A 20,961-nucleotide genomic window follows, 5' to 3' on the forward strand; every position below is an offset into this window, starting at 1 on the left:
GAGAGGTCCGGCATGTCGCCCTTACCGTCCGCCGGCGTCGCGGCCACGGACATCGATCCGTTCGAAGATTCCGTTCTACTCGAGCCATACGACGTCTATCGCAGCTGGCGTGACGCCGGCCCCGCCGTCTGGTCGACCCGCCACCAGCTATGGATCCTCGCGCGGTTCGACGAGGTGAAGGAGGCGCTGCTCGATCACGAGACTTATCGTTCGGGCAAAGGCGTCGGTCTCTATCCCGCGGCGAACAGCGCCCTCGAGGGGACTGTGCTGGCGAGCGATCCGCCGTATCATACGCGTCTTCGGCGGGTGCTGGCGGAGCGGATGTCCCCGCGCGGGCTGAGGGCGTTGCAGGACGATGTCGAGGCGTCTGCCGCGTCACTCGTCGACAGCCTGATCGAGGAGAGAACCTTCGATGCCGTGCCGGCGCTGGCGCAGAAGTTTCCGCTGACCGTCGTGGCCAAGCTCATCGGCCTGCCGGACGGTGACCAGGGGCAGCTGCTCGAATGGGCCGATTGCGGTTTCAACACCTTCGGCCCCGGCAACGAGCGCACCGTCAGATCGATGGTCAAGTTCGGGGAGATGTTCGAATATATCGCAACCCTGGATGCCGATCCCGGAAAGCTGCGGCCGGGCAGCATGGGCCGCGAGATCTATGAGGCCGCGGAGCGCGGTGAGATACGTTTCGATCAGTGCGGACGGCTGATGGCGGCGTACCTCATGGCCGGTCTCGACACGACGATCTCCTCGATCACCAATGCCGTCCATCTCTTCGGGACATTTCCCGATCAGTGGGATGTGGTGCGAGCCGATCCCGCTCGCATACCCCATGCCTACAACGAGATTCTGCGGATCGAATCGCCTGTCCAGGCCTTTCGGCGGACCCTCGCCAGAGATGTTCGTCTCGGCGATGTCCTGATGCGCGAGGGCGACGCGGTCCTGCTCCTTTATGGCTCCGCGAACCGCGACGAGCGCCATTGGGACGAGCCCGATCGCTTCGACGTGCGCCGCCGCGCCGGCGATCATCTCGCGCTGGGCTTCGGTATCCACAACTGCGCCGGCCAGGGCTTGGCCCGGCTGGAGGCCCACGCGCTGATCGCCGCGCTGGCGGGCAAGGTCGCGCGGTTCGACGTCGGAACGCCGCATCGCCACTTGAACAACGTCATCCGCAGCATCGAAAGCCTGCCGTTGAGCCTGGTAGCGGAGAGATCGAGATGACCGAGGCGCCGAAGGTATTGCTGGTCGTCACGCAGGACACCAAACAGTTGGAAAGCCGGTTCCTGCGCGAATGCCTCGAGAACGGCGGATGCGAGGTCATCCATCTCGATCCCAGTGTACGCGCGAACCTCGGCGGCGCCGAGATCGGACCCGATGAGATCGCCGGCGCGGCCGGAACGACGATGGCGGATGTCCGTGCGATCGGCCATGAAGGCAAGATCCAGGAAGTGATGATCGCCGGCGCGACGAAGCTCGCGCTCGATCTACACGCCCGCGTCGGCTTGTCGGGCGTTCTGTCGATCGGCGGCTCGATGGGGACCACGTTCGGCACAGCGATCATGCGCGCCTTTCCCTATGGCGTGCCCAAGCTGATGATCTCCACGCTCGCCTCCGGATTTACTGCGCCCTTCGTCGGGCTCAAGGACATCGCGATGCTGAATGCGGTGTGCGATGTTTCCGGTATCAACAGCATCACTCGTGAAGTATACCGCAACGGAGCCTTCGGCCTGGCCGGGATGGCGCGAGCCTATGCTCCCGCCGCGGCCGACACCCGGCCGCTCGTTCTCGTCAGCGCGCTCGGCACTACCGAAGGCGCCGCGCGGGGGGTACGCGAGGGTCTCGAGGCCATTGGCTACGAAGTTATGGTGTTCCACACCACCGGCAATGGCGGGATGACGATGGATGCGCTCGCGGCGGAGCGCGACGTGGCGGCGGTGGTTGACATCTCGCTCGTCGAGGTCAACGACTTTCTCAACGGCGGGATCTGTAGCGCGGGACCGGAGCGCGCTACGGCGGGGTTGAAGCGCGGCATTCCGACGGTCATGGCGCCGGGCAACGTCGATTTCTACATCATGCCCTCGCCGATGGCCGTCGGCGAACGTCCTTTCGAGGGCCGCCGCTTCCATATCCATAACGCCGCGCTCACCGCGGTCAGGACGACCGAGGACGATCTAAAACGCCTGGCGGACCATCTCGCGGGAATACTGCGTGAGGCCCGCGGGCCGGTGCGCTTCTTGATCCCGCTGGACGGCTTCTCGAGCCACGATAGCCCCGCCGGACATATCCATGCGCCCGAGCTGCCGCCGAAGTTCGCGGGCTATTGCCGGAAAGTGATGCCGGCCAACGTCGAGCTGCGGACGCTCGATACGCACATCAACGATCCCGCATTCGGCGCTGCGGTGGTCGCCGCAGTGCGCGATCTCACGCGGGGCAAATCGATCGCATGAGCGAGGATTTCCTCCTTCTTCCGGAAGACATCGCCGAGATCGTCGCACTGCTCGACGGCAGCGGCTATGAACGGCTCGACGTACGCACCGCGCGCTTCTCGCTCCGCCTCGCACGCGCCGGCACGAGCTGGTCCCAGGTGTGGGAGCACCTGGCGGCCGATGAGCCGCTGGAGGGCGGCGGCGTACCGCCCGTGACGGCGCCGGACGGCAGCGACCGAGCGGCCGAGGCCGAGGGCATTGTCGCGGTCCGCCCGCCGCTTCCCGGCACCTTCTACCATGCGCCGAAACCGGGTGCGCCGCCCTTCATCGCGATTGGCGACGCGGTGAACCCGGACATGGTGGTCGGTATCATCGAGACGATGAAGGTGATGAACAGCGTCGCCGCGGGCGTGGCGGGCGAGGTCGTCGAGATCGTCGCGGCGGACGGCGCGATGGTGGATGCGGAAGACGTGCTGATCCGGATCAGGGCGGGCGGATGACACTGCCATGATCCGGCGCCTGTTCATCGCTAACCGCGGCGAGATCGCGCTGCGCATTACCCACACCGCGCGCCGCATGGGCATCGAGACGATATTGGGCGTGTCGGAGGCTGATCGCACGTCGCTCCCCGCGCGGATGGCGGACCACGTCGTCCTCCTAGGCCCGGCGCCGTCGTCGCAGAGCTATCTCGACGTGGACCGGGTCGTCGCCGCCGCCGCCGGGGCAAAGGCGGACGCCGTTCATCCCGGCTACGGCTTCCTCTCGGAAAACTCCCGCTTCGCCCGGGCCGTCGCCGCGGCGGGGATGATTTTTATCGGCCCGTCTCCTGAAAGCCTCGATGCGATGGGCGACAAGCTGAAGGCTCGCGCTGTCGGCCTCGCCGCAGGCATGGCGGTGGTGCCGGGCGGCGAGGCCGAAGACAGGGAAGCCGCGCGTCGGCGGGCGAACGAAACCGGCTATCCTCTGCTGATCAAGGCGGTCTCCGGCGGCGGCGGCCGCGGCATGAAGCGCGTCAACCGCGATGACGAGCTGGACAGCCAGATCGCGCTGGCAATGGCCGAAGCGCAGGCTGCATTCGGCGATCCCCGGATATATATCGAGCGCTACATCGCACGCGGGCGCCACGTGGAGGTGCAGGTTCTCGGCGACGGCAGACGCGCTATCCACCTCGGCACGCGCGACTGCTCGATCCAGCGCCGCTTCCAGAAACTGGTCGAGGAAGCGCCGGCACCGGACATCCCCGAGGAGCGGCACGAGGCGCTGCGCGCCGCCGCCGTCCGCCTGGCGGAGTATCTTGGCTATAGCGGCGCGGGCACGGTCGAATATCTCGTCGATGCCGAAAGCTTCGACTTCTACTTTCTCGAGATGAACGCGCGCATCCAGGTCGAGCACCCGGTGACGGAGGCGGTGACCGGAATCGATCTGGTCGAGCAGCAGCTCCTGATCGCCGACCGCCAGCCACTGGGGATAGCCCAGGACGACGTAAAGGTCACCGGCCATGCGATCGAGGTACGCATCAATGCCGAGGACTGGACTGCGGATTTCCGGCCGTCGCCTGGCAAGGTGGCGCGCGCCGCCTGGCCCGCCGGCCCCGGCATCCGCGTCGATACGCATATCGAGAGCGGCGGCGCGGTGCCGCCCTATTACGATTCGCTAATGGGCAAGCTGATCGTCCAGGGGGCCGGGCGGCGCGAAGCGATCGCGCGTATGGCCGCAGCGCTCGACACGCTTGAGATCGACGGCGTGGCGTCCACAGCACCGATGCACCGCGCGATCATGGCCGACCCGCGCTTTGCCGCCGGCGCGGTCGACACCCGCTTCTTCGAGGAGCTCGCGCGTGGCTGAGATCGATCTCGTCGACGTGTCGATCCGCGACGGAAACCAGAGCCTGTGGGGCGCGACCGGTCTCGCCACGCGCCAGATGCTCGAGATCGCGGGCAAGCTCGATCGGGTGGGCTTCCGCGCGATCGATTTCACCTCCTCGAGCCATATGGCCGTCGCGGTGCGCTATTTCCGCGACAATCCGTGGGAGCGAATTCGCCGCATGCGCGCCGCAATGCCGCGTACGCCGCTCCAGTTCATCACCACCGGCCTCCGCTTCATCGCCTGGGAGCAGGCCGATCCCGATTTCATGCGGATTGTCTACCGGCGGCTGCAAGCCTGCGGCATCCGCCGCTTCATTCTACTCGAGCCGACGCACGACGCCGCGGCGGTGATCGAAGCGGCGCGGATCGTGAAGCAGGAGGGTGGGGCCGAGACGATGGCCGCGCTCACCTTTACCCTCTCCGACGTGCACGACGACGCCTTCTATGCCGGCTTTGCCGCGAAGCTCGCGGGCAACCCGGACATCGACCTGTTTTACGTCAAGGACCCGTCGGGGCTGCTCTCGCCGGAGCGCGCGGGCACCCTGATCCCCGCGATCCGTGCGGCGATCGGGCGCAAGCGGCTCGAGGTGCACCTGCACTGCACCATCGGACTGGGTCCACGCGCGAGCCTCGCCGCGGTGGAGGCAGGCGCGGAGGCCGTCCACGTCGGCATCGGCCCGCTCGGCAACGGCACCTCTCTGCCGGAGGCGGAGCGCATGATCGCCAACCTGCGCGAGGCCGGGCATTTGCCCAAGGTTGACGCCGCTGCGCTGGCATCGGTGGCGCATTACTGGCGGCGGCTCGCCACCGCCGAGGGGCTGCCCTCGGGCAGACCTCAGGAGTTCGACGCAAGCTTCCTGCGGCACCAGATCGCCGGCGGGGTGATGACGACGATGCTGCGCCAGCTGACGGAAGTGAAGCTCGAGCACAGGCTGGCCGACGTGATCGCCGAGACCGAGCAGGTGCGCGCCGAGTTCGGCCAGCCGATCATGGTCACGCCCTTCCCGCAGATGGTGTGCAGCCAGGCGCTGTTCAACGTCGTCGCAGGCCGGCGCTATGCCCAGGTTTCCGATCAGGTCATCCGCTATGTGATGGGTAGATTCGGCCGCCCAACTCGACCGGTGGACGCCGCGGTCGAAGCCGCGATTCTCGATCGTCCGCGCGCGAGAGAGATCGAACGCGAGCCGGCGGTGTTGGCGCTCGCGGAAATGCGAGCCCGCTTCCCGGGCGCAATGCCCGAGGAGGAATTCCTACTCCGCGCAGTTATGCCCAGCGACCAGGTCGACGCGATGCTCGCCGCCGGTCCGGCAAAGGCGCGCTACTCGCCGGATGCGGCGCCCATCGTGGCGTTGCTACGCCAGCTCGCGGCGCGGCCGGCGGCGCGCGACCTCGTGGTCGAAAGGCCCGGTCTCCGGCTGGCGCTCCACGCGGGAGGCGCCGTTGGCTAACATCGATGCGGCGATCGCGCAGCGCATCCGCGAGGTGCGCGGGATGGTAATCGACATGGACGGTACGCTGGTGCTGGGCGACGCGGCGAGCGGCGGCCACATGGCCCTGCCGGGCGCCGCGGCGCTGCTGGTCGCGCTCAAGCGGCGCGGCATTCCATTCCGCGTCTTCACCAACGGAACCGCCAAGCCACCGGCGGCTTATGCGGCGAGCCTGCGAGCGGCCGGGCTCGACGTGACCGACGCCGAGCTGATGACCCCCGCGTCCTCGGCCGCCGCCTGGTTCCTCGCGCGCGGCATCAGGCGCGTGCGCGTCCTCGGGCGCGAAGGCGTCCAGCAGCCGCTGCGCGAAGCCGGACTCGACGTCGTGCAGCCCGGCGCGAAGGCCGAAGGCGTCGAAGCGGTATTCACCGGCTGGTATCGCGAGTTTACCTTTCCAGATCTCGAGGCGGCATGCCGTGATATATGGGCCGGAGCGCTGGCGACGACCGCGTCGAACGTTCCCTTCTTCGCGGCCCAGGGTGGCCGCGCAATCGGCGCGAGCTTTGCAATCAACGCGATGATTCGATCGCTGACGGGCAAACGGGCGAAGGTCCTCGGCAAGCCTTCGCGAGCCGCGTTGCGCTGCGCCCTGACGCTGATGGGGCTGCCGATGGCGGCGGAGAAGGCGCTTGTCGTGATCGGCGACGATCCCGCGCTGGAGATGCGGATGGCGAACGCCGCCGGCGCGCTATCCATCGGTGTCACCAGCGGCCTCAACGATGCGGGCACTTTCACTGCTTTGACGCCGGCCGATGCCGCGCACGTCGTGCTGCCCGGGTTACCGCCCTTGCTGGAGCTATTGTCTCGATGTTCGTGAACCGCAGAGCAGTGCAGATCGAGTGGGGCGATTGCGACCCCGCCGGAATCGTCCATTATCCGCGTTACTTCGCGATGTTTGACGCCGCTACCGCGGCGCTGTTCGCCGCCGCGCTCGGTTATGGCAAGCTCGAGATGATCGGCAGGTTCGGGATCGTCGGCTTCCCGATGATCGATACGGGCGCGTGCTTTCTTGCGCCCAGCCGGTTCGGCGATCTGGTGACGATCGAGAGCAATGTCACCCGTTTCGGCCGCAGCAGCTTCGAGGTGGCGCATCGCCTCCTGCGCGGTGCCGCGATCGCCATCGAGGCGCACGAGAAGCGCGTCTGGGCCGGCCACGACGCCGGCGATCCCGCGCGGCTCAAAGGCCGACCTATTCCGCACGAAGTGATCGACGCGCTGTCGACCTTCGCACCCCCGTTGCAGGAGAGCTGAAATGTCAAAGGTGATGATCACCGTTGCCCCCACAGGGGGCATGGCCTCCAAGGCTCAGAATCCCAATTTGCCCACCCAGCCGGCGGAGATCGCCGAGTCGGTTCACCGCGCCTTCCGGGAGGGCGCCTGCATCGCGGCGCTCCACGCCCGCCGGCCGGACGACGAAGCGACCTGCAACGCCGACATCTACCGGGACATCAACGAAAGCATCCGGGCGCGCTGCGACATCGTCATCAACAATTCCACCGGCGGCGGATCGAGCGGCGACATGCTCAAATCCCGCCCTGACGGCCTGTACGAGTCCAATTTCGAGGAGCGGCTGAAGGGATGCGAGGCGGGCGCCGAGATGGCCACGTTCGACGGCATGACCTTCGTCGACGTGCATGGCGGCAAGGAGATCGTCGTCATCACGCCTCCCAGCCGCTGCGAGACGTTGGTCAAGCGCATCATTGATCGCGGCATCAAGCCTGAGTGGGAAGTGTTCGCCCCCAACCACATCCTGCAGGACGTGACCCGCCTGATCCAGAAGGGCTATGACAAGCCGCCCTACTATATCAACATGGTGCTGGGCGCCGACAAGGGCTTCCAGGGCGCGATGCCCTACAGCCATGACGTCCTGACTGCGATGATCGCGGCGCTGCCTCCCCAATCGATCTTCTGCGTTTCGGCGATAGGCCCGGCGCAGCTTCCGGCTACGACCCAGGCCATGCTGCTCGGCGGCCACGTGCGCGTCGGCCTGGAAGACAATAATTACTACAGCCGCGGAGAGCTCGCCACCAACGAGCAGCTTGTCGCGCGCACCCGGCGGATCGCCGTCGAGCTCGGCCTCGAGATCGCCACGCCCGCCGAGGCGCGCGACATAATCGGCCTGCGGCAACCCGTCGCGAATGTCGTGCCGGACGTCGCGTGATGGCCTATCCTGAGCCGTTCGACCTCAGCGGAAAGGTTGCGGTCGTCACCGGCGCGGCCGGCGGACTGGGAGCCGCCTTCGCCGCAGCAATGGCGCAGGCCGGTGCCAGCGTCGCACTGCTTGATCTCGACACCGAAGGTCTCGCCGCCACGGTGGCCGACGTGGAGAAGCTGGGCAAACCAGCGATAGCGGAACGATGCGACATCGCCTGCGAAAGCGACGTTATCGATTCAATTGCGAACGTACTAGAGCGCTTCGGTCAGATCGATATTCTGATAAACAACGCTGGGATAAGCGATCCCGAGCCCATGCCCGTCCACGAATTTCCCACGGCGCACTGGAACAAGGTGGTTTCCATCAACCTCACCGGGCAGTTCTTCTGCGCCCGTGAGGCACTGAAGCCGATGGTGGCGGCAGGGCGAGGCAAAATCATCAACGTCGCCTCGATGTGGGGGCTCGCGGGACCGTCCAGCGTCGCGCCGTTACCGGCCTATGCGGCGACCAAGGGGGCCATAGTTAATCTTACTAGGGAATTGGCGTTGCAGTATGCGGCAATGGGAATCTGCGTAAACGCGATCTGTCCTGGCTTCTTCCGCACGGCTCTTGGGCCTTATGAGGATCCCGGTTTCCTCAAGAGGATCACCGATTTTACTCCAATGGGCCGCATCGCCGACGTGAGCGAGATAAAGGGTACGGCCATTTATCTCGCATCTGCCGCTTCCGATTTCATGACTGGGGCAACAATAGTTATCGATGGAGGATGCCTGGCAAAGTGATAGCCGCATCAAGATCATAGAATTGATCGGAAAACACCCGCTGGGAGTCATCGGTGCCAGCGGCATCGAGCACCGGCCCGAAGGCGCGCACACGCTGCCAGAGTGTCCTCGATAACGGGCGATGATATCGGATGTAATTGCGCGCAATAATGAGCGCGCACCACAGCAGTAGAGCCAACGAGATCCAGAGGGCGGTCAGCGGGTTGCCGAAGATAAGAACGACAAGCCTGTATACCGGGTTAACATGCGACTCCATTGGCCCCTTAATTCCTGCCCCTCGACAAGGTGATAACCAGACTGCAGTGACGACGCACGCGAGATGCCTGATTTTGCGGGAATGACTCCGATGAGAATCGAAGCCGAACCCGCGCTACTCCGCGGTCTCCAAAATCGTGCACAGCCGCGAGCAGCTTTCCTCGGGTTGAAGCTGGATAACCTTGACCAACGCGGTGTCGCCGCTCTTGAGCATGACATTCGCGCACGCGCGCCGCCATGTGCTCGGCGCCGCCAACATCGGTCTCCTCTACCTCCGGCGCGCTCGATCGTGTCAGTGGGCAGCGCCTTGGTTAGCGTCAGGGTGAAACTATGCCACGAGTGGCGTGCCGCCGTGCTGGCAGTCCGGCCCAGCGGATTGGCGCACCGCAAGGTATGATGCCCGTGACGCGGGAATTCATGGCCGCACCCGCGCAGCGTAATGATCACCCGGGTCTTCAGAACCAATCTCTTTTAGTGATCGCGCTATGGGCTCCGCCCAACCTGTCCGTCCGCGTCTGCGCGAATCGGTAAGCACGCCCACAATTGCAAAGCGGTCGTGGATCAGCAGCGCGTCGATAAGCGCTCTAGCCTCGTCAAGATCCTTCGCGCGCTTGGAGCGATTGGCGGGATCGCGGCGCTGGGCGAGGATGAGCTTATGGACGGCGAACTTTGCGGGCTGGGGAACTGAGACAACTATCCCGGCGCCCCAGAGGACGACCGTGGGCACGGGATCGCGGATCAGCCAGTCGAGGTATTGCAACGGCACGGCACTGGCACTTAGGGCCTTGAGGGCTACGGGATTGGTGTCGGTCCTGCTGCGGGTGGGCGTTAGCAGGTCGACGAGATAGCCTTCCGCGTTGCGATAGCGCGACGAAGGCTCGCGCGGATCGAGTTGAGGGATTCCCGCGAAGGTCGGATCGGCTCGGCGCAGGATGTCCTCCATCCGCTTCGGCGGGTCGGCGGCGATAGCGATCCGTGCCGTCGCGAGATCGAGGTCACCGGTCATCAGCGTGGGGGCGGGAAGGCGGCTGCCGATGAGCGGTTCGAACTTCATGTAGGCACCGGTGCCGACGAGAACCGCACCTCGCTTGAACAGGCCGGCGAAGGCGAGGGCATCGAGCGCGGCGCCGTGGGTCCGATCCGGACCGGCCAGCCCATGCCGCCGAGGCATCGACACGATCTGGCGGCGGCTCTTCGCCAGCTCTCCGCCTTTGCGCAAAGTTGCGGCCTGTTCCTCTGCCGCCGGATCGCCAACCTGGCCGACGAAGCGGTCGACGCGGTCACGGCCGACGGGCAACTTCGCATAGATTTATTCGATACTGTCACGCGCACGCGTATAGACGGAGCCGGGCAGCGGAGCGGTATCGACCTGCTGCACGAGGTCGGCGAACATCGTCCGGATAAGGGGCTGCAGTTTTTAGATCGCTCATACAAACGGAAATAACGTATCTGTCTGTATAATCAATTTACCGCCGGAAAGCGGTAATCGGGAAGCTCAAATGCTCGGTGCAACGGAAGCCCGTTTTACACCATAGAAAATCGTCTGGGCCAATTTACGAAAAACGGGAAATTTCCGAGGCAGCTGGCAGCTTGGGAAGCTATTACACTCCTGACGATCTGGTCGGGCTGATCCTCGACGAGACGCTGGAGCCGCTCATAACGGAGCGCCTAGACGCCTTCCGTGCCGCGCTCGAAAAGCTCAACCCGAAGGACGCCGAAGACTATTGGCGGCGCGAGTTGCGCGACGCGGACCCCGGCGAACGCCATACTCTCGTTGCGAGTATGCGACCCGGCGATGGGCTCGGGGCACTTCCTCGTCAGCCTCGTCGATACGCTCGCCGATAACGTTCTCGACGCGATGTCGGAGGCGGCCTCGCTCGGCGCCGACCGTCTGCGCACCTAGCGGCTGAACAGCGACGTTGCTGCGACCCTCGCTCGGCCCGAGAGCGCCAACGCCTTTGCGCGCGAGCAGTACGAAGGTGCGCGAGCGCAGTACGCCGAAGCCATGGCGGCTTGGAGACGGCAGGTGGACGCCTGCCAGGCTGGTGATTACGGGAAATGCGATCGCCCTCGGTAAGAAGTTTCTATGTGCGTCGATGGAGTAGCGCTCCGTAGCCGGCACTGCACCCGCTTGTAGACTCTGTCTCGGCCCTACCCTTTCACGACGATCGGATGGGCGATGCGGACGTCGTCGAGCAGACGCTCGATGTCGGCGATCTCGCGCGAGCCGCCCGGCGGCGTCACCGACCAGTTGCAGTGGGGGTGGGTGGAGATGTCGCGAAGCTGGATCGGACCAAGTGCTATCCGCCAGCGGCGCTGGCTCCCGCCACTCTTTCGAGCAAGCGTACTGATCAGAAGGTCTTGAAGCTCGCTCGCCTTCATCCGGCGCACCCGATCAAAGCGCGGAGGGTGGCAAGGCGGCCACGGAATGGTTGTGGTCCGACCCGATCTAAAAGTCCGCGCATCGGCTTTAAGCCGACTCAGGAGGCACGGCCGGCGAGCTCCGCCTCGAGCCGGGCGAACAGCGCATCGAGAGCCGGCCGGTCACTGTCCGGCAGGGCGCCGCGCCGGCGTCGAACCTCGTGGATCAGCTCCCGCCAGTAGGTCAGCGTCTCCCCATAGACGGGATGACCTTGTAGCCGGGTCGCGCTTGCGATCGCAGCGCGTAGGTTCTCGGTGATCGAGCCATGCAGGTCCATGAGGGCTCCTTTGCGCCAACGATGCCGGTCATAGCGCGCTAATTGGGTTGCGCGGACCAGAATCAGGAGTTCGCCGGGCGAAGATCATGTCCCAGGCTATGTCAATTTGGCTTACTGCTGCCCGCGCAAAGTTTGGGACCGATTGTGGATAGCGCCTTGAGCTGCCATAGACTTCTGTTGGCACAACAGAAGGTTAGCGCTTGACCTTGGTGATCCTACGGTCACGGATCAGCACTCCGGATCAATTCGAGCTGCACGGCCGTGTTGGACAGATCGGTGCCGACCTCGGCGAAGATCATTTCGAACACCGGGCCGTAGCCAATGTTGCGAAAACGACGCTGCACCTGCTTCACATAGTCCGCGAGCTCGCCGGCGATGATCGGCGAGATCCGTCGATATTGGGTTGCTGGACTGGTCGCGTGCTGAACGAAGGAGTCGGGATCGACCGTTGCCGAGCATTTCCTGATAACCCGGGCGACCACCTGATCTCGCGAGCGAAGCCGGTAGCGCTTCTTCATCAGGTCGATCTGCTGGATCGTGCCTTCCGAGAGCGCCATGTTGAGATTGCGGTGACCGGATGCGTAAAGCTCATCCCGTTGCTGCTGGACCAGCTGCTTCATCGACATGCGCGGAGTCGCGGGGCTGAGTCTCGCCATGCCGTTCGATTAACGCCACGTCATCTGCCGTGTCAATTCGCCGCGCACCAGATGCTGTAAATTGGTTTATGCTGCATGGCGACGCCCGGCGGATATAAGGTCAGCGAACTCGTGGGGGGAGGAGCCGTCCGCGATCACGCATGGTTGAATCACCGGATGCCGAAGTATCTCGATGCGGAGGAAATAGTACAGCCTGCCGCACGACTGTTCGGCGAGCGATTGAAGAGCCGTCGACAGAAGATGGGGCTGACTCAGGCGCAATTGTTCGAGCAGACCGGCATCACCGCGGCCTACATCTCCTTTATCGAGCGGGGGCGCGCTAATCCGACGCTCGACATGATGGTCAAGCTCGCTGATGCGGTCGGGCTGGAGGCCTGGAACATGATCAGGCCGGACGACGAAGCGAACAGTTCCGCCAGCTAGTAGAGCTGACAATGCGGGGCTGCGAGCGACGACAATGCGGCGCTAAACGAGACGCCCGTGGCGCGGGTAGGTCGGCGCTACGCGGATGTCCCGTCGGTATCAGGCCGAGCGACATGGCTGCCATCGCGGGAACTCTTGGGATGGGGTTCGGCGGCATCCTTGCCCTGGCCGCGATCAAAGCGCTCGAGGAAGTTGAAGAGCGTGGACCGCGCCACGCCTAGCTCCTGGGCAACATCGGTTGCCGTCGCACCCGGTTTGTCCAGCTTCGCCCGGATCTCCGGCAGCTGGCTGGGATCGAGCAGGCGCCTCCTACCCCGGGAAGCGGTGTCTACCGGATGCGTCTTGATGCCGTGCAGGTAGCGATAGTGATTATCGAGGGCCTCTAGCAGCGCGTGCAATTTGTCGTCGGCGCGCGGCTCGATGACGATCCCTGCTGAGATGATTTCGAAACCGACGCCACTGCGCAGGAACTTGCTCATCACGCTGACCAACGTGGTGGTCGAGAGGGTAATGCAGGATAGATCGTAGAGCTTGATCCGATCGCCTGGACCGAGCCTGATCCCATGGCGTGCGAGAAGATCGCCGAGTTTGTTGAAGCTCTGCCTGCCCGCCACGACCACATAATCGTCAGCTTCGAGGCACGCCTTCTGGTCGTCGATGGTCGCGGACCCCTGACATTCCGCAAGAAAAGCGACGGTGGTGCTCAATCTGCTGCCCTTCGCTCCATGATCGCCTCAAGGTCGGAGACCATGCGTGCGCGGACGCTAGGATATCCCAAAGGCAGGGTTTCCTATGCGAATCGCCACGCAGCGGCAACCTGGTGAACGCCAGCGGCGGCCGGCATCTCGGCTGCGCAACGAACTGTTTTAGCTCGAAAGTGGTTGGCAAATGAGACTTGCCTGCTCCGTCAATATCGTCCACTGGTTTAGGTGGACTGTAACGGCGGAGGAGCAACATGCTTCCGGCAGGGCTTACGGCGAAGGCTATTCAGCTCTGCGCAGCAGGGCTAGGGGCGGGCGGATCTCCGGCCCCGGCTCCGTACGCGCTCACCGTCCGCGCCGGTGCGATCCTCACCCGCCAGCCTGAAACCCGGGGCGATGCGGAAGCGACAGTCCAAGACCTGATCGCGCTCGGCGCTGACTTCGAGGCCGGGCCGCTCGCCATCAATGGTCGGGATTTTGCAACTTTTGGGGTGACGCCCGCCTCGGTGTTCGATGTCTGTGCGCTCGCGCATGTCGAGGACGGCGCCAAGCCAGTCTCGACGTCCGGACCTGCCACGGTATCGAGCGTCACCGCGCTGCTGCGCACGGCGTTCGGCGCGCGGATAACCGATACGATCCGGCCAATGAACGCCAGCTATGGCGCACGCTACAGCTGGCACAAGTTCGGCCAGGCGATCGACTTCGTCCCCGCAGGTGGCGTGGATACGATCACCCGGGAGCAGATCCGCGCCCTCATGGCCGCGAGCAACATTCGGATTATCGAGCTCCTCGGTCCGGGCGACCGCGGACACTCGACCCATTGGCATCTCGCCTTCGCCCGACCGGGACAGGTGATCGAACAGCCCCGGCCGGTCGAGGGGGACGAGGATTGGATCGTCAACGTCGCCAGCACGGATGATTTCCGCCCCATCAACGAGACCGATTCGAGAAGCGCGCCCGCATCGAGTGCTCAGGCCGCTGAGAAGGCCCCGCCGCAATGGGACGTGTTTGCAGCGGCCGAATGGCGTGCAGCGCGTGGAGGTGGCTCATGATCGCACGTTTGCTCAACAGGCTCGCCGGCGTGGCCGGCGGGCTGGCATACCCCATCGCAGGCTTGGTCGCGCTCACGGCGCCGCAGCCTGCCTTCGCCTCCGATTGGGGCTGTCAGGTCATACTTTGCCTCGCCACCCCAGGCTCGCCCACGACCTATGCGGCGTGCGTTCCGCCGATCACGAAACTCTGGAACGTACTCGCCTTGGGCGGCTCCTTCCCGAGCTGCACGGGGGTCGGCATCCGCACGAAGAAGGTCAAGCACGGCTATGATCTGACAGTCACGCAGTCGGATGGCTCCTCGTCGAGCTACGCACTCGACACCCGCACGCAGACGGTGACCCAGCAGTGATCTACGACGTCCCCGCCATCACCGTGCTGGCGCACCAATGCGCCCCCGAGATCGCGACGGAAGCGGTCGTGCCGCTCGTCGTGACGGAGAGCGGCGGAGATAGCCTGCAGATCAACGTCAACAAGGGGCCGCGCGTACGCGCCGGATCCGTGGTCGAAGCCGCGGCGATCGTCCGCCGCTACGTGGCGGCGGGGTATACCGCCGACGTCGGATTGGCGCAGATCAACTCCGCCAACTTCGCGCGGCTCGGTGTCACGGTCGAGCAGGCGTTCGACCCTTGCACCAACCTGCGGCTCGCCTCCCTGCTTCTGCAGCAGGGCTACGGGCTCGCAAACCGGTATTATAGCGGCCTCGACGCCATCTCGGCGACCTATTCGCTCTACAACACCGGCACGCTGACCCGCGGCTTCCGCAACGGCTATGTCGGGCGGGTCTGGATGGCTGCCAGCACGATGGGCTCGGTACAGGCCGTTCCCCCGCTGCCGGCCACTGGTGCCGCATCGAACGGGGCGGCAGCCGCGGTAGTGAAGCCTGCGAGTGAGCGCGACCCTTGGATCGTCGGGCAAGTCGCGTCCAACGTGATCGAGGTTTTCAAGTGAGCGCGGAGAACAGCGTCGCGCGTAGCGGGCGCGAGGCCGATCCCCAGACCGAACGGATCGCCTTCGAAATTCCGCCCGAGCTGGCGACCCGGTACGAGGTGCGCGTCGTCGAGGGGGCGGGCGGCGGTGAGCAGCGGCTCGGCCTGTTCCGCCCCGGGGACCGCGTGATCCCGGCGATCGAGATCACCGACAGCCGCATTGTGGCGCGGCGCGAGGACGCAGAGACGATCGCGAGCCTGGTGAAGATCGCTCAGCACAACAGCTGGGATCGGATCGAAGTCGATGGCTCCCCCGAGTTTCGAAAAGCTGTGTGGTCCGCTGCGACGCGGGAGGGGCTGACGGTCAACGGCTACGAGCCTACCTTCGCCGAACAGGAGCGCATGGCGGATTTGAGACGGGGCGTACCCGCCAATCGCGACGCTACGGTGGTCGAGCAAGCGCGCCCGGTTCCGCAGACCGATGCCGGCGCCGCTACAACCCTCACGCATTCGGCTCCGGGTCAGTCTGCGGCTCGAAACGATGGTTCGCTGTCGGAGGCCGACCGGCGGCTCTTGCTGACGCTCAGCCGGCACACCGAAGACCGCAAGGTGCTTTATGGGGAGCTCGGCGACAACAGGGACGCTTTCCAACGGGAAGTCCATCTCGAGCGGATCGATGTGAATCGGGAAGCGCTCGAAAGTGCGCTTGAGCGGGCGCTGGAGAGCCCGACGCTGGTGAGGGCGTTCGACAGCTCCGGCTACGAGTCCGGCGCTCTGCGTCAGATGGGCAAGGGTGGCGCTTGGGACACGGAGGTCGCTGACGCGATCTATCTTGTCCGATCGGGCCTCCATCGGGATACGATGACGAAGGAGGCTGGCGCTGCTGCCACACTGGCCGACGAGCTTGATGCCGATCGGGAAGACCGGTCCGTCGCGGAGCCGACCGCCCCGCAAAGCCGAAGATCAGACTCTGAACAGCCCCGGACGCGGGATGAGCAGGAGCGGGACGCGGCCGCCGGGCGCCGGCAGGAGAGCGACGAGCTCGCCGAACTCTTCCTTCACGGCGGGATGGAGAGAGTATCGGCGGAGCCCCGACTAGCCAACGCGCTGCAGGCGCAGGCGGCGATGGAACAGCATATCGGCGAGGTCTTCGACGGTGACGCGCACCACATGGTCTCGGCGAACCTCGAGAGTCGGAAAATGATCTCGGACGTGCTGCGGCGCGGCCTGGATGTCTCGGTCCGCGAGCCCACGCCGGTTCGACAGATCGAGGCGATGCACACCCACCCCGAATTGGAGAGGTAGTTCGACATGGAGGATCGTATGAAGTTCACACCCAGGCTGGGTCGGCTGATGTCCGATCGCCGTGCCCGCCAGCTCGTCGGCTTTGCCGGCGCATTGGCTCTTATGTCGATCGCGCAGCCAGCATGGGCCGACGGCACATCCATCGAGAGCGGTCTGACGACAGTAAGGACCTGGCTGATCGGCATTTCTTCGGTGGTCGGCGCCATCGCCGTGATGGGTGTGGGATACGCGAAGCTGACCGGCCGGATGGAGTGGGGCCGCGCTGTCACCGTGCTGATCGGCATCGGCATCATCTTCTCGGCGACGACGATCGTCGGCTGGATGAGTACCGCAAGTGGCTGAGGTCGAGAAGCTCGCCGAGGACAAGGTCTTCCTCGCCATGACCAGACCGGCCGTGTTCATGGGATTGCCGCTCGAAGCGATCCTGCCGATCATCATGGTCAGCATGATCATCTGGTCGATCATGCACAATCCCTTGTACCCGCTAGCCGCTTTCGGGGCACTCTACTTCCCGGCGCGGATGGTCGTTCACTACGACTACAATGCCTTCCGGCTCTGGGGCCTGTGGTTTCAGACGGTGTTCCTTTCGAAGAACCGCAAGTTTTGGGGCGGTGGGAGTTACTCGCCCGTTCGCCTTGGCAAGAGCGTCAAGCGGAAGCAGTTCGGCAATGACTGAAACCAGGTTGAAGCATAAGAAGGTGGCGGTCCGCGAGACGGATGACGTCAAGTTCATCCCCTATACGCGGCACGTCGACGACACGGTTGTCGCCCTCGACGACGGCTCGCTCATGCGCATGTACCGCGTCGATGGGCGGCCGTTCGAAACCAGCGACATTGCCGATCTGAATAGCTGGCACAACAAGCTCAACATTACCTGGCGCGCGATCGGCGACGACCGCATCGCGCTGTGGACCCATCTCGTGCGCACCGCGACGGACCCGGTCCTGAGTGGCGACTTCCACTCCGACTTCGCGCGCCAGCTCCAGGACCGTTACTCCGAGACACTCAAGGAGAAGGTCCTCTACCATAACGAGTTCTACGTGACGCTCGTCGTGCGGCCTTCCAGCATGGCCAGCGACCAGGTCTCGCGCTTTTTCGGCAAGCAAAAGACGCCGGGTGAGTTCGATGACCGCGCGCTCACGATCATGGCGGACAAGAGCCGCGATTTCGAGTCCCTGCTTGCCGACGCGACACCGGAGCGCCTGTCGATTTACGAGCGTGACGGCATCCTGTTCTCGAAGCCCATGGAGGTCCTGCACTTCATCCTAACGGGCGACCGCATCCGCATTCCGCTGCTCGACGGCCGGTTGGGGCAAGCGCTCTACCAATCTCGCGTGGTCTTCGGGCGCGAGGCGGCCGAGATCCGCCTCGCCCACAAGTCACATTACCTCGGCATGTTCGGTGTGCGCGAATATGTCGCCAGCACCCGGACGGGCCAGTTCAACAGCCTGCTGAAGCTCGACTTCCCTTATGTGCTGACCCAGAGTTTCGCGCCTCTGGTGAAGCAGGACGCGAGCGAGCGCTTCACCAAGAAATATAAGCAGATGACGTCCTCGGACGATGCCGGCGTCAGTCAGGCCGTTGAACTCCTCGACGGGGTCGACGACCTCATGGCGAACCGCTTCGTCATGGGTGAGCATCACCTTTCGATCTCGGTCATCGACGACGATCCGCGTCGCCTCCTCGACCGCCTCTCGATCGCGCGCTCGGCCGCGGCGGACACCGGCATGGTGATGGCGCGCGAGGACGTGGCGCTTGAAGCCGCCTTCTGGGCGCAGCTCCCCGGCAATTTCCGGATGCGCGCGCGCCCTGCGGTCATCAACAGCCGCAATTTCGCGGCACTGAGCCCGTTCTACACCTTCCCGGCCGGGCGGAAGTCCGGAAACCACTGGGGCGAAGCGGTGACGCTGCTCAAGACGCGCGCGGGCTCGTCCTTCTGGTTCAACTTTCACCGCGCCGATATCGGCCACACGCTCATCATCGGCCCGACGGGAGGCGGCAAGACGGTTCTCCAGAACTTCCTCCAGGCCCAGCTCGAAAAGACCGGCGCCCGGCAAGTGTTCTTCGACAAGGACCGCGGCGCCGAGATTTTCGTGCGCGCCTGCGGGGGCACCTATCTCGCGCTTCGCAATGGCGAGCCGACTGGTTTCGCGCCCCTCAAGGGACTGGAACCCACCCACGATAACATTGCCTTCTTGCGCCAGTTCGTGCGGGTGCTTGTCAGGCGCGAGAATCGGCCGTTGACGGTCGGCGAGGATCGGCTGATCGACGAGGGCCTCGATGCCGTGATGCGACTGCCGTCGCATGCCCGCTCCCTCGGCGCGCTACGCGAGATGCTGGGCTACGCTGACGCTGAGGGGATCGGGGCGCGGCTCGAACGCTGGTGCCAGGGTGGTTCGCTCGGCTGGGCATTCGACGGACCGGTTGACGAAGTTTCGATGGCAGCCCGCCTCGTCGGGTTCGACATGACCGACTTTCTCGAGAACCCGGAAATCCGCACACCGACCATGCTCTACCTCTTCCACCGCGTGGACGAGCTGCTCGACGGACAGCGGGTGGTGGTCGATATCGACGAGTTCTGGAAGGCGCTCCAGGACGATGCGTTCCGCGCCTTTGCACAGGATGGCCTGAAGACCTTCCGCAAGCGCAACGCCTTCATGGTTTTCGGCACGCAGTCGCCGGCGGACGCGCTGCGCTCGCCGATCGCGCACTCGATCATCGAGCAGACCGCGACCAAGATCCTCCTGCCCAATTCCGATGCGAAGCGATCCGATTATTGCGACGGGCTGGGCCTGACGGATGCCGAGTACCGGCTGATCCGGGAGGACCTGACCCCGGAAAGCCGCTGCTTCCTTGTCAAGCAGGGCCACACGTCGATCGTCGCCAAGCTCGACCTGGCCGGGATGCCCAACGAGCTCAAGGTGCTTTCGGGGCGCGAGGAGACCCTCGTCGCCATGGAAGAGGCCATCGCCGCTGCGGGGGACGATCCGGCGGCCTGGCTGCCGGCTTTCTATGCCAACCAAAGGAGAAGCTGAGATGTGGATCAAGCGTACCTTGATGGGAATTGCGGCACCCGCCGCGGTCGCTGTCTTTGCCCCGCCGGCTGCGGCGCAGGGCATCCCCGTGTTCGATACCACGACCTACCTTCAGGCGCTGCAAACCGCGAGGCAGACGCTGACGATGGTGGAGCAGGGCAAGCAGCAGATCGAGACTGCCGCGAACCAGCTCCAGTCACTCCAGAAGCTCACCAATATGAGCGAGATCGCGTCGACCCTGAACCTGCCCTCGGTCCGCAACCTCCTGCCGGCGACGACGACCGACGTGTCGACGCTGTTCGGGGGCGATCTCACGAAGCTCGGCTCGTTGGGGACGCTCGCATCGAACATCCAGTCGCGCTACCGCCCCTCGTCCACGGGATCCTCGGATGCGGATGCGGCCTATGCCCAGGCGCTGAAGGATTCTACCGGATCGGCTGCGACGACGGCCGCGCTCGGTGAGAATACCCTGAACATCGCGCAGACCCGAACGCAGGCATTGGATCAGCTGCGGCAGCAGCTCGCCAGCGCCAAGGATCCAAAAGACGTGATGGACCTGCAGGCCCGCATCGCGGTCGAGCAGGCGCAGCTTCAGAACGACCTTCTCAAGATGCAGGCGATTCAGATGGCCCAAGCTGGCGAAGGTGATCTCGCTATTAGCTCGGCTCTGCTCGCAGCCGGGCGAAATGACTCAGCGTTCTTCCAGGCTAACACAATAAGGAAATAAGTATGCGCAGGTTGCTTGTGCCGGCAGCGTTCTTGTTCGTGTGTGGATGTCAACCGGCCGTCAAGGTTCCGACCTCGCAGGAGCTTGTCGGTAATCCGCAGCTTCTCGCCGAGTGGCAATCCAAATGCAACACGGGTGAGTACAGTCAGTTGGCGGCCGCCAAAAAGGCGAACCTGTGCTCTACTACGCAGGATGCCAGTATGACAGTTACCCAGATGGAGGCGGGTAAGAAGGATTCCGACTTCTTTGGAAATATGTCGAAGAGAAAGTGAGACCCGGCCGAATTACCAGTCAATAGAGGTAGAGTAGATGGCTTCGCCACCGGACATTATGACGCTTTTCACAACCATGTAGGCCTCACCTCAAGATTTGTTCGCCAGACAACGCTAAGCTGGAAATACTGAGAACATCCTAGGCGACGAGCCGAAGTCTGCCGTTCGGGTCGTGGAGTGCTCGGTACCCGCGGTTGCCG

26 protein-coding genes are annotated in these 20,961 nt (G+C 64.5%); 20 read left to right on the forward strand and 6 right to left on the reverse strand.

Annotation, left to right across the window (positions count from 1 at the left end; genetic code table 11):
* Positions 1–12 precede the first annotated feature (12 nt).
* Genes ASE00_RS22600 through ASE00_RS22640 form a run of 9 tightly spaced genes read left to right on the forward strand, consistent with a single transcriptional unit; the run spans position 13 to position 8,709 of the window.
* Entirely contained in the window at positions 13–1,215 is a 1,203-nt protein-coding gene (locus ASE00_RS22600) for a cytochrome P450 (RefSeq protein ID WP_056356550.1), read from the forward strand.
* Positions 1,212–2,441: a Tm-1-like ATP-binding domain-containing protein gene (locus ASE00_RS22605; RefSeq protein ID WP_056356552.1), complete on the forward strand. Its 1,230-nt coding sequence runs from the start codon at positions 1,212–1,214 to the stop codon at positions 2,439–2,441. Before ASE00_RS22600 ends, ASE00_RS22605 begins: the two co-directional genes overlap by 4 nt.
* Positions 2,438–2,920: an acetyl-CoA carboxylase biotin carboxyl carrier protein gene (locus tag ASE00_RS22610; RefSeq protein WP_056356554.1), complete on the forward strand. Its 483-nt coding sequence runs from the start codon at positions 2,438–2,440 to the stop codon at positions 2,918–2,920. Before ASE00_RS22605 ends, ASE00_RS22610 begins: the two co-directional genes overlap by 4 nt.
* Before the next feature lie 7 nt (positions 2,921–2,927).
* Entirely contained in the window at positions 2,928–4,265 is a 1,338-nt protein-coding gene (locus tag ASE00_RS22615; RefSeq protein ID WP_056356556.1) for an acetyl/propionyl/methylcrotonyl-CoA carboxylase subunit alpha, read from the forward strand.
* Entirely contained in the window at positions 4,258–5,733 is a 1,476-nt protein-coding gene (locus ASE00_RS22620; RefSeq protein ID WP_056356558.1) for a biotin carboxyl carrier protein, read from the forward strand. Before ASE00_RS22615 ends, ASE00_RS22620 begins: the two co-directional genes overlap by 8 nt.
* A complete protein-coding gene (locus ASE00_RS22625) occupies positions 5,726–6,589 on the forward strand; it encodes an HAD-IIA family hydrolase (RefSeq protein WP_235538798.1) in 864 nt (287 codons plus the stop codon). Before ASE00_RS22620 ends, ASE00_RS22625 begins: the two co-directional genes overlap by 8 nt.
* On the forward strand, positions 6,586–7,023 hold the full coding sequence (locus tag ASE00_RS22630) for an acyl-CoA thioesterase (protein WP_200956570.1): 438 nt from the start codon (positions 6,586–6,588) through the stop codon (positions 7,021–7,023). Before ASE00_RS22625 ends, ASE00_RS22630 begins: the two co-directional genes overlap by 4 nt.
* A gap of 1 nt (position 7,024) precedes the next feature.
* Positions 7,025–7,933: a 3-keto-5-aminohexanoate cleavage protein gene (locus ASE00_RS22635; protein WP_056356562.1), complete on the forward strand. Its 909-nt coding sequence runs from the start codon at positions 7,025–7,027 to the stop codon at positions 7,931–7,933.
* A complete protein-coding gene (locus ASE00_RS22640) occupies positions 7,933–8,709 on the forward strand; it encodes an SDR family NAD(P)-dependent oxidoreductase (RefSeq protein WP_056356563.1) in 777 nt (258 codons plus the stop codon). The genes ASE00_RS22635 and ASE00_RS22640 overlap by 1 nt, the downstream gene beginning before the upstream one ends.
* Here the strand turns inward: ASE00_RS22640 and ASE00_RS23675 are convergent.
* Together ASE00_RS23675 and ASE00_RS22645 are read right to left on the reverse strand one after the other, a co-directional pair.
* Entirely contained in the window at positions 8,681–8,965 is a 285-nt protein-coding gene (locus ASE00_RS23675; RefSeq protein ID WP_156405550.1) for a hypothetical protein, read from the reverse strand. The genes ASE00_RS22640 and ASE00_RS23675 overlap by 29 nt on opposite strands.
* 414 nt (positions 8,966–9,379) lie before the next feature.
* Positions 9,380–10,261 carry a nucleotidyltransferase domain-containing protein gene (locus ASE00_RS22645; protein WP_056356565.1) on the reverse strand — a complete coding sequence of 294 codons (882 nt, stop codon included), beginning with the start codon at positions 10,259–10,261 and terminating at the stop codon, positions 9,380–9,382.
* A 477-nt stretch (positions 10,262–10,738) separates the two neighbouring features.
* On the opposite strand from ASE00_RS22645, the gene ASE00_RS24200 reads away from it, so the two are divergent.
* Positions 10,739–10,867 (forward strand): BREX-1 system adenine-specific DNA-methyltransferase PglX, encoded by a 129-nt coding sequence (locus ASE00_RS24200; RefSeq protein ID WP_235538799.1) that lies wholly within the window; start codon positions 10,739–10,741, stop codon positions 10,865–10,867.
* A 248-nt stretch (positions 10,868–11,115) separates the two neighbouring features.
* On the opposite strand, the gene ASE00_RS23220 is transcribed toward ASE00_RS24200, so the two are convergent.
* The 3 genes from ASE00_RS23220 to ASE00_RS22655 all read right to left on the reverse strand — a co-directional run bounded on the left by ASE00_RS23220 (position 11,116) and on the right by ASE00_RS22655 (position 12,283).
* Positions 11,116–11,346 (reverse strand): hypothetical protein, encoded by a 231-nt coding sequence (locus ASE00_RS23220; RefSeq protein WP_082591514.1) that lies wholly within the window; start codon positions 11,344–11,346, stop codon positions 11,116–11,118.
* Between the two features lie 98 nt (positions 11,347–11,444).
* Entirely contained in the window at positions 11,445–11,663 is a 219-nt protein-coding gene (locus tag ASE00_RS22650; RefSeq protein ID WP_056356567.1) for a hypothetical protein, read from the reverse strand.
* 221 nt (positions 11,664–11,884) lie between these two features.
* Positions 11,885–12,283: a hypothetical protein gene (locus tag ASE00_RS22655; protein WP_235538800.1), complete on the reverse strand. Its 399-nt coding sequence runs from the start codon at positions 12,281–12,283 to the stop codon at positions 11,885–11,887.
* A gap of 111 nt (positions 12,284–12,394) precedes the next feature.
* Between ASE00_RS22655 and ASE00_RS22660 the strand changes: the two genes are divergently transcribed.
* A complete protein-coding gene (locus ASE00_RS22660; protein WP_235538128.1) occupies positions 12,395–12,742 on the forward strand; it encodes a helix-turn-helix domain-containing protein in 348 nt (115 codons plus the stop codon).
* 77 nt (positions 12,743–12,819) lie between these two features.
* On the opposite strand, the gene ASE00_RS22665 is transcribed toward ASE00_RS22660, so the two are convergent.
* Complete coding sequence (locus tag ASE00_RS22665) at positions 12,820–13,449, reverse strand: helix-turn-helix domain-containing protein (RefSeq protein ID WP_156405551.1); 630 nt, start codon at positions 13,447–13,449, stop codon at positions 12,820–12,822.
* A gap of 248 nt (positions 13,450–13,697) precedes the next feature.
* On the opposite strand from ASE00_RS22665, the gene ASE00_RS22670 reads away from it, so the two are divergent.
* The 9 genes from ASE00_RS22670 to ASE00_RS22710 are packed head-to-tail and all read left to right on the forward strand — an operon-like array spanning position 13,698 to position 20,761.
* Positions 13,698–14,495 (forward strand): hypothetical protein, encoded by a 798-nt coding sequence (locus ASE00_RS22670; RefSeq protein WP_056356573.1) that lies wholly within the window; start codon positions 13,698–13,700, stop codon positions 14,493–14,495.
* Positions 14,492–14,845 carry a hypothetical protein gene (locus ASE00_RS22675; RefSeq protein WP_056356608.1) on the forward strand — a complete coding sequence of 118 codons (354 nt, stop codon included), beginning with the start codon at positions 14,492–14,494 and terminating at the stop codon, positions 14,843–14,845. Before ASE00_RS22670 ends, ASE00_RS22675 begins: the two co-directional genes overlap by 4 nt.
* Positions 14,842–15,444, forward strand: coding sequence for a lytic transglycosylase domain-containing protein (locus ASE00_RS22680; RefSeq protein ID WP_056356575.1), 603 nt, complete (start codon positions 14,842–14,844; stop codon positions 15,442–15,444). The genes ASE00_RS22675 and ASE00_RS22680 overlap by 4 nt, the downstream gene beginning before the upstream one ends.
* The gene (locus tag ASE00_RS22685) at positions 15,441–16,727 is read left to right on the forward strand and encodes an LPD7 domain-containing protein (RefSeq protein ID WP_056356577.1); all 1,287 of its coding nucleotides are present in this window, start codon (positions 15,441–15,443) and stop codon (positions 16,725–16,727) included. The genes ASE00_RS22680 and ASE00_RS22685 overlap by 4 nt, the downstream gene beginning before the upstream one ends.
* Positions 16,728–16,775: 48 nt before the next feature.
* A complete protein-coding gene (locus ASE00_RS22690) occupies positions 16,776–17,069 on the forward strand; it encodes a TrbC/VirB2 family protein (protein WP_235538129.1) in 294 nt (97 codons plus the stop codon).
* A complete protein-coding gene (locus tag ASE00_RS22695) occupies positions 17,062–17,403 on the forward strand; it encodes a type IV secretion system protein VirB3 (RefSeq protein ID WP_082591515.1) in 342 nt (113 codons plus the stop codon). Before ASE00_RS22690 ends, ASE00_RS22695 begins: the two co-directional genes overlap by 8 nt.
* Positions 17,396–19,762 carry a VirB4 family type IV secretion/conjugal transfer ATPase gene (locus tag ASE00_RS22700; protein WP_056356581.1) on the forward strand — a complete coding sequence of 789 codons (2,367 nt, stop codon included), beginning with the start codon at positions 17,396–17,398 and terminating at the stop codon, positions 19,760–19,762. The genes ASE00_RS22695 and ASE00_RS22700 overlap by 8 nt, the downstream gene beginning before the upstream one ends.
* A gap of 1 nt (position 19,763) precedes the next feature.
* A complete protein-coding gene (locus tag ASE00_RS22705; protein WP_056356584.1) occupies positions 19,764–20,489 on the forward strand; it encodes a type IV secretion system protein in 726 nt (241 codons plus the stop codon).
* Between the two features lie 2 nt (positions 20,490–20,491).
* Positions 20,492–20,761: a hypothetical protein gene (locus tag ASE00_RS22710; protein WP_056356586.1), complete on the forward strand. Its 270-nt coding sequence runs from the start codon at positions 20,492–20,494 to the stop codon at positions 20,759–20,761.
* Positions 20,762–20,961: the final 200 nt, after the last annotated feature.

It is taken from the genome of Sphingomonas sp. Root710 (assembly GCF_001429065.1).
GTDB lineage: Bacteria > Pseudomonadota > Alphaproteobacteria > Sphingomonadales > Sphingomonadaceae > Rhizorhabdus.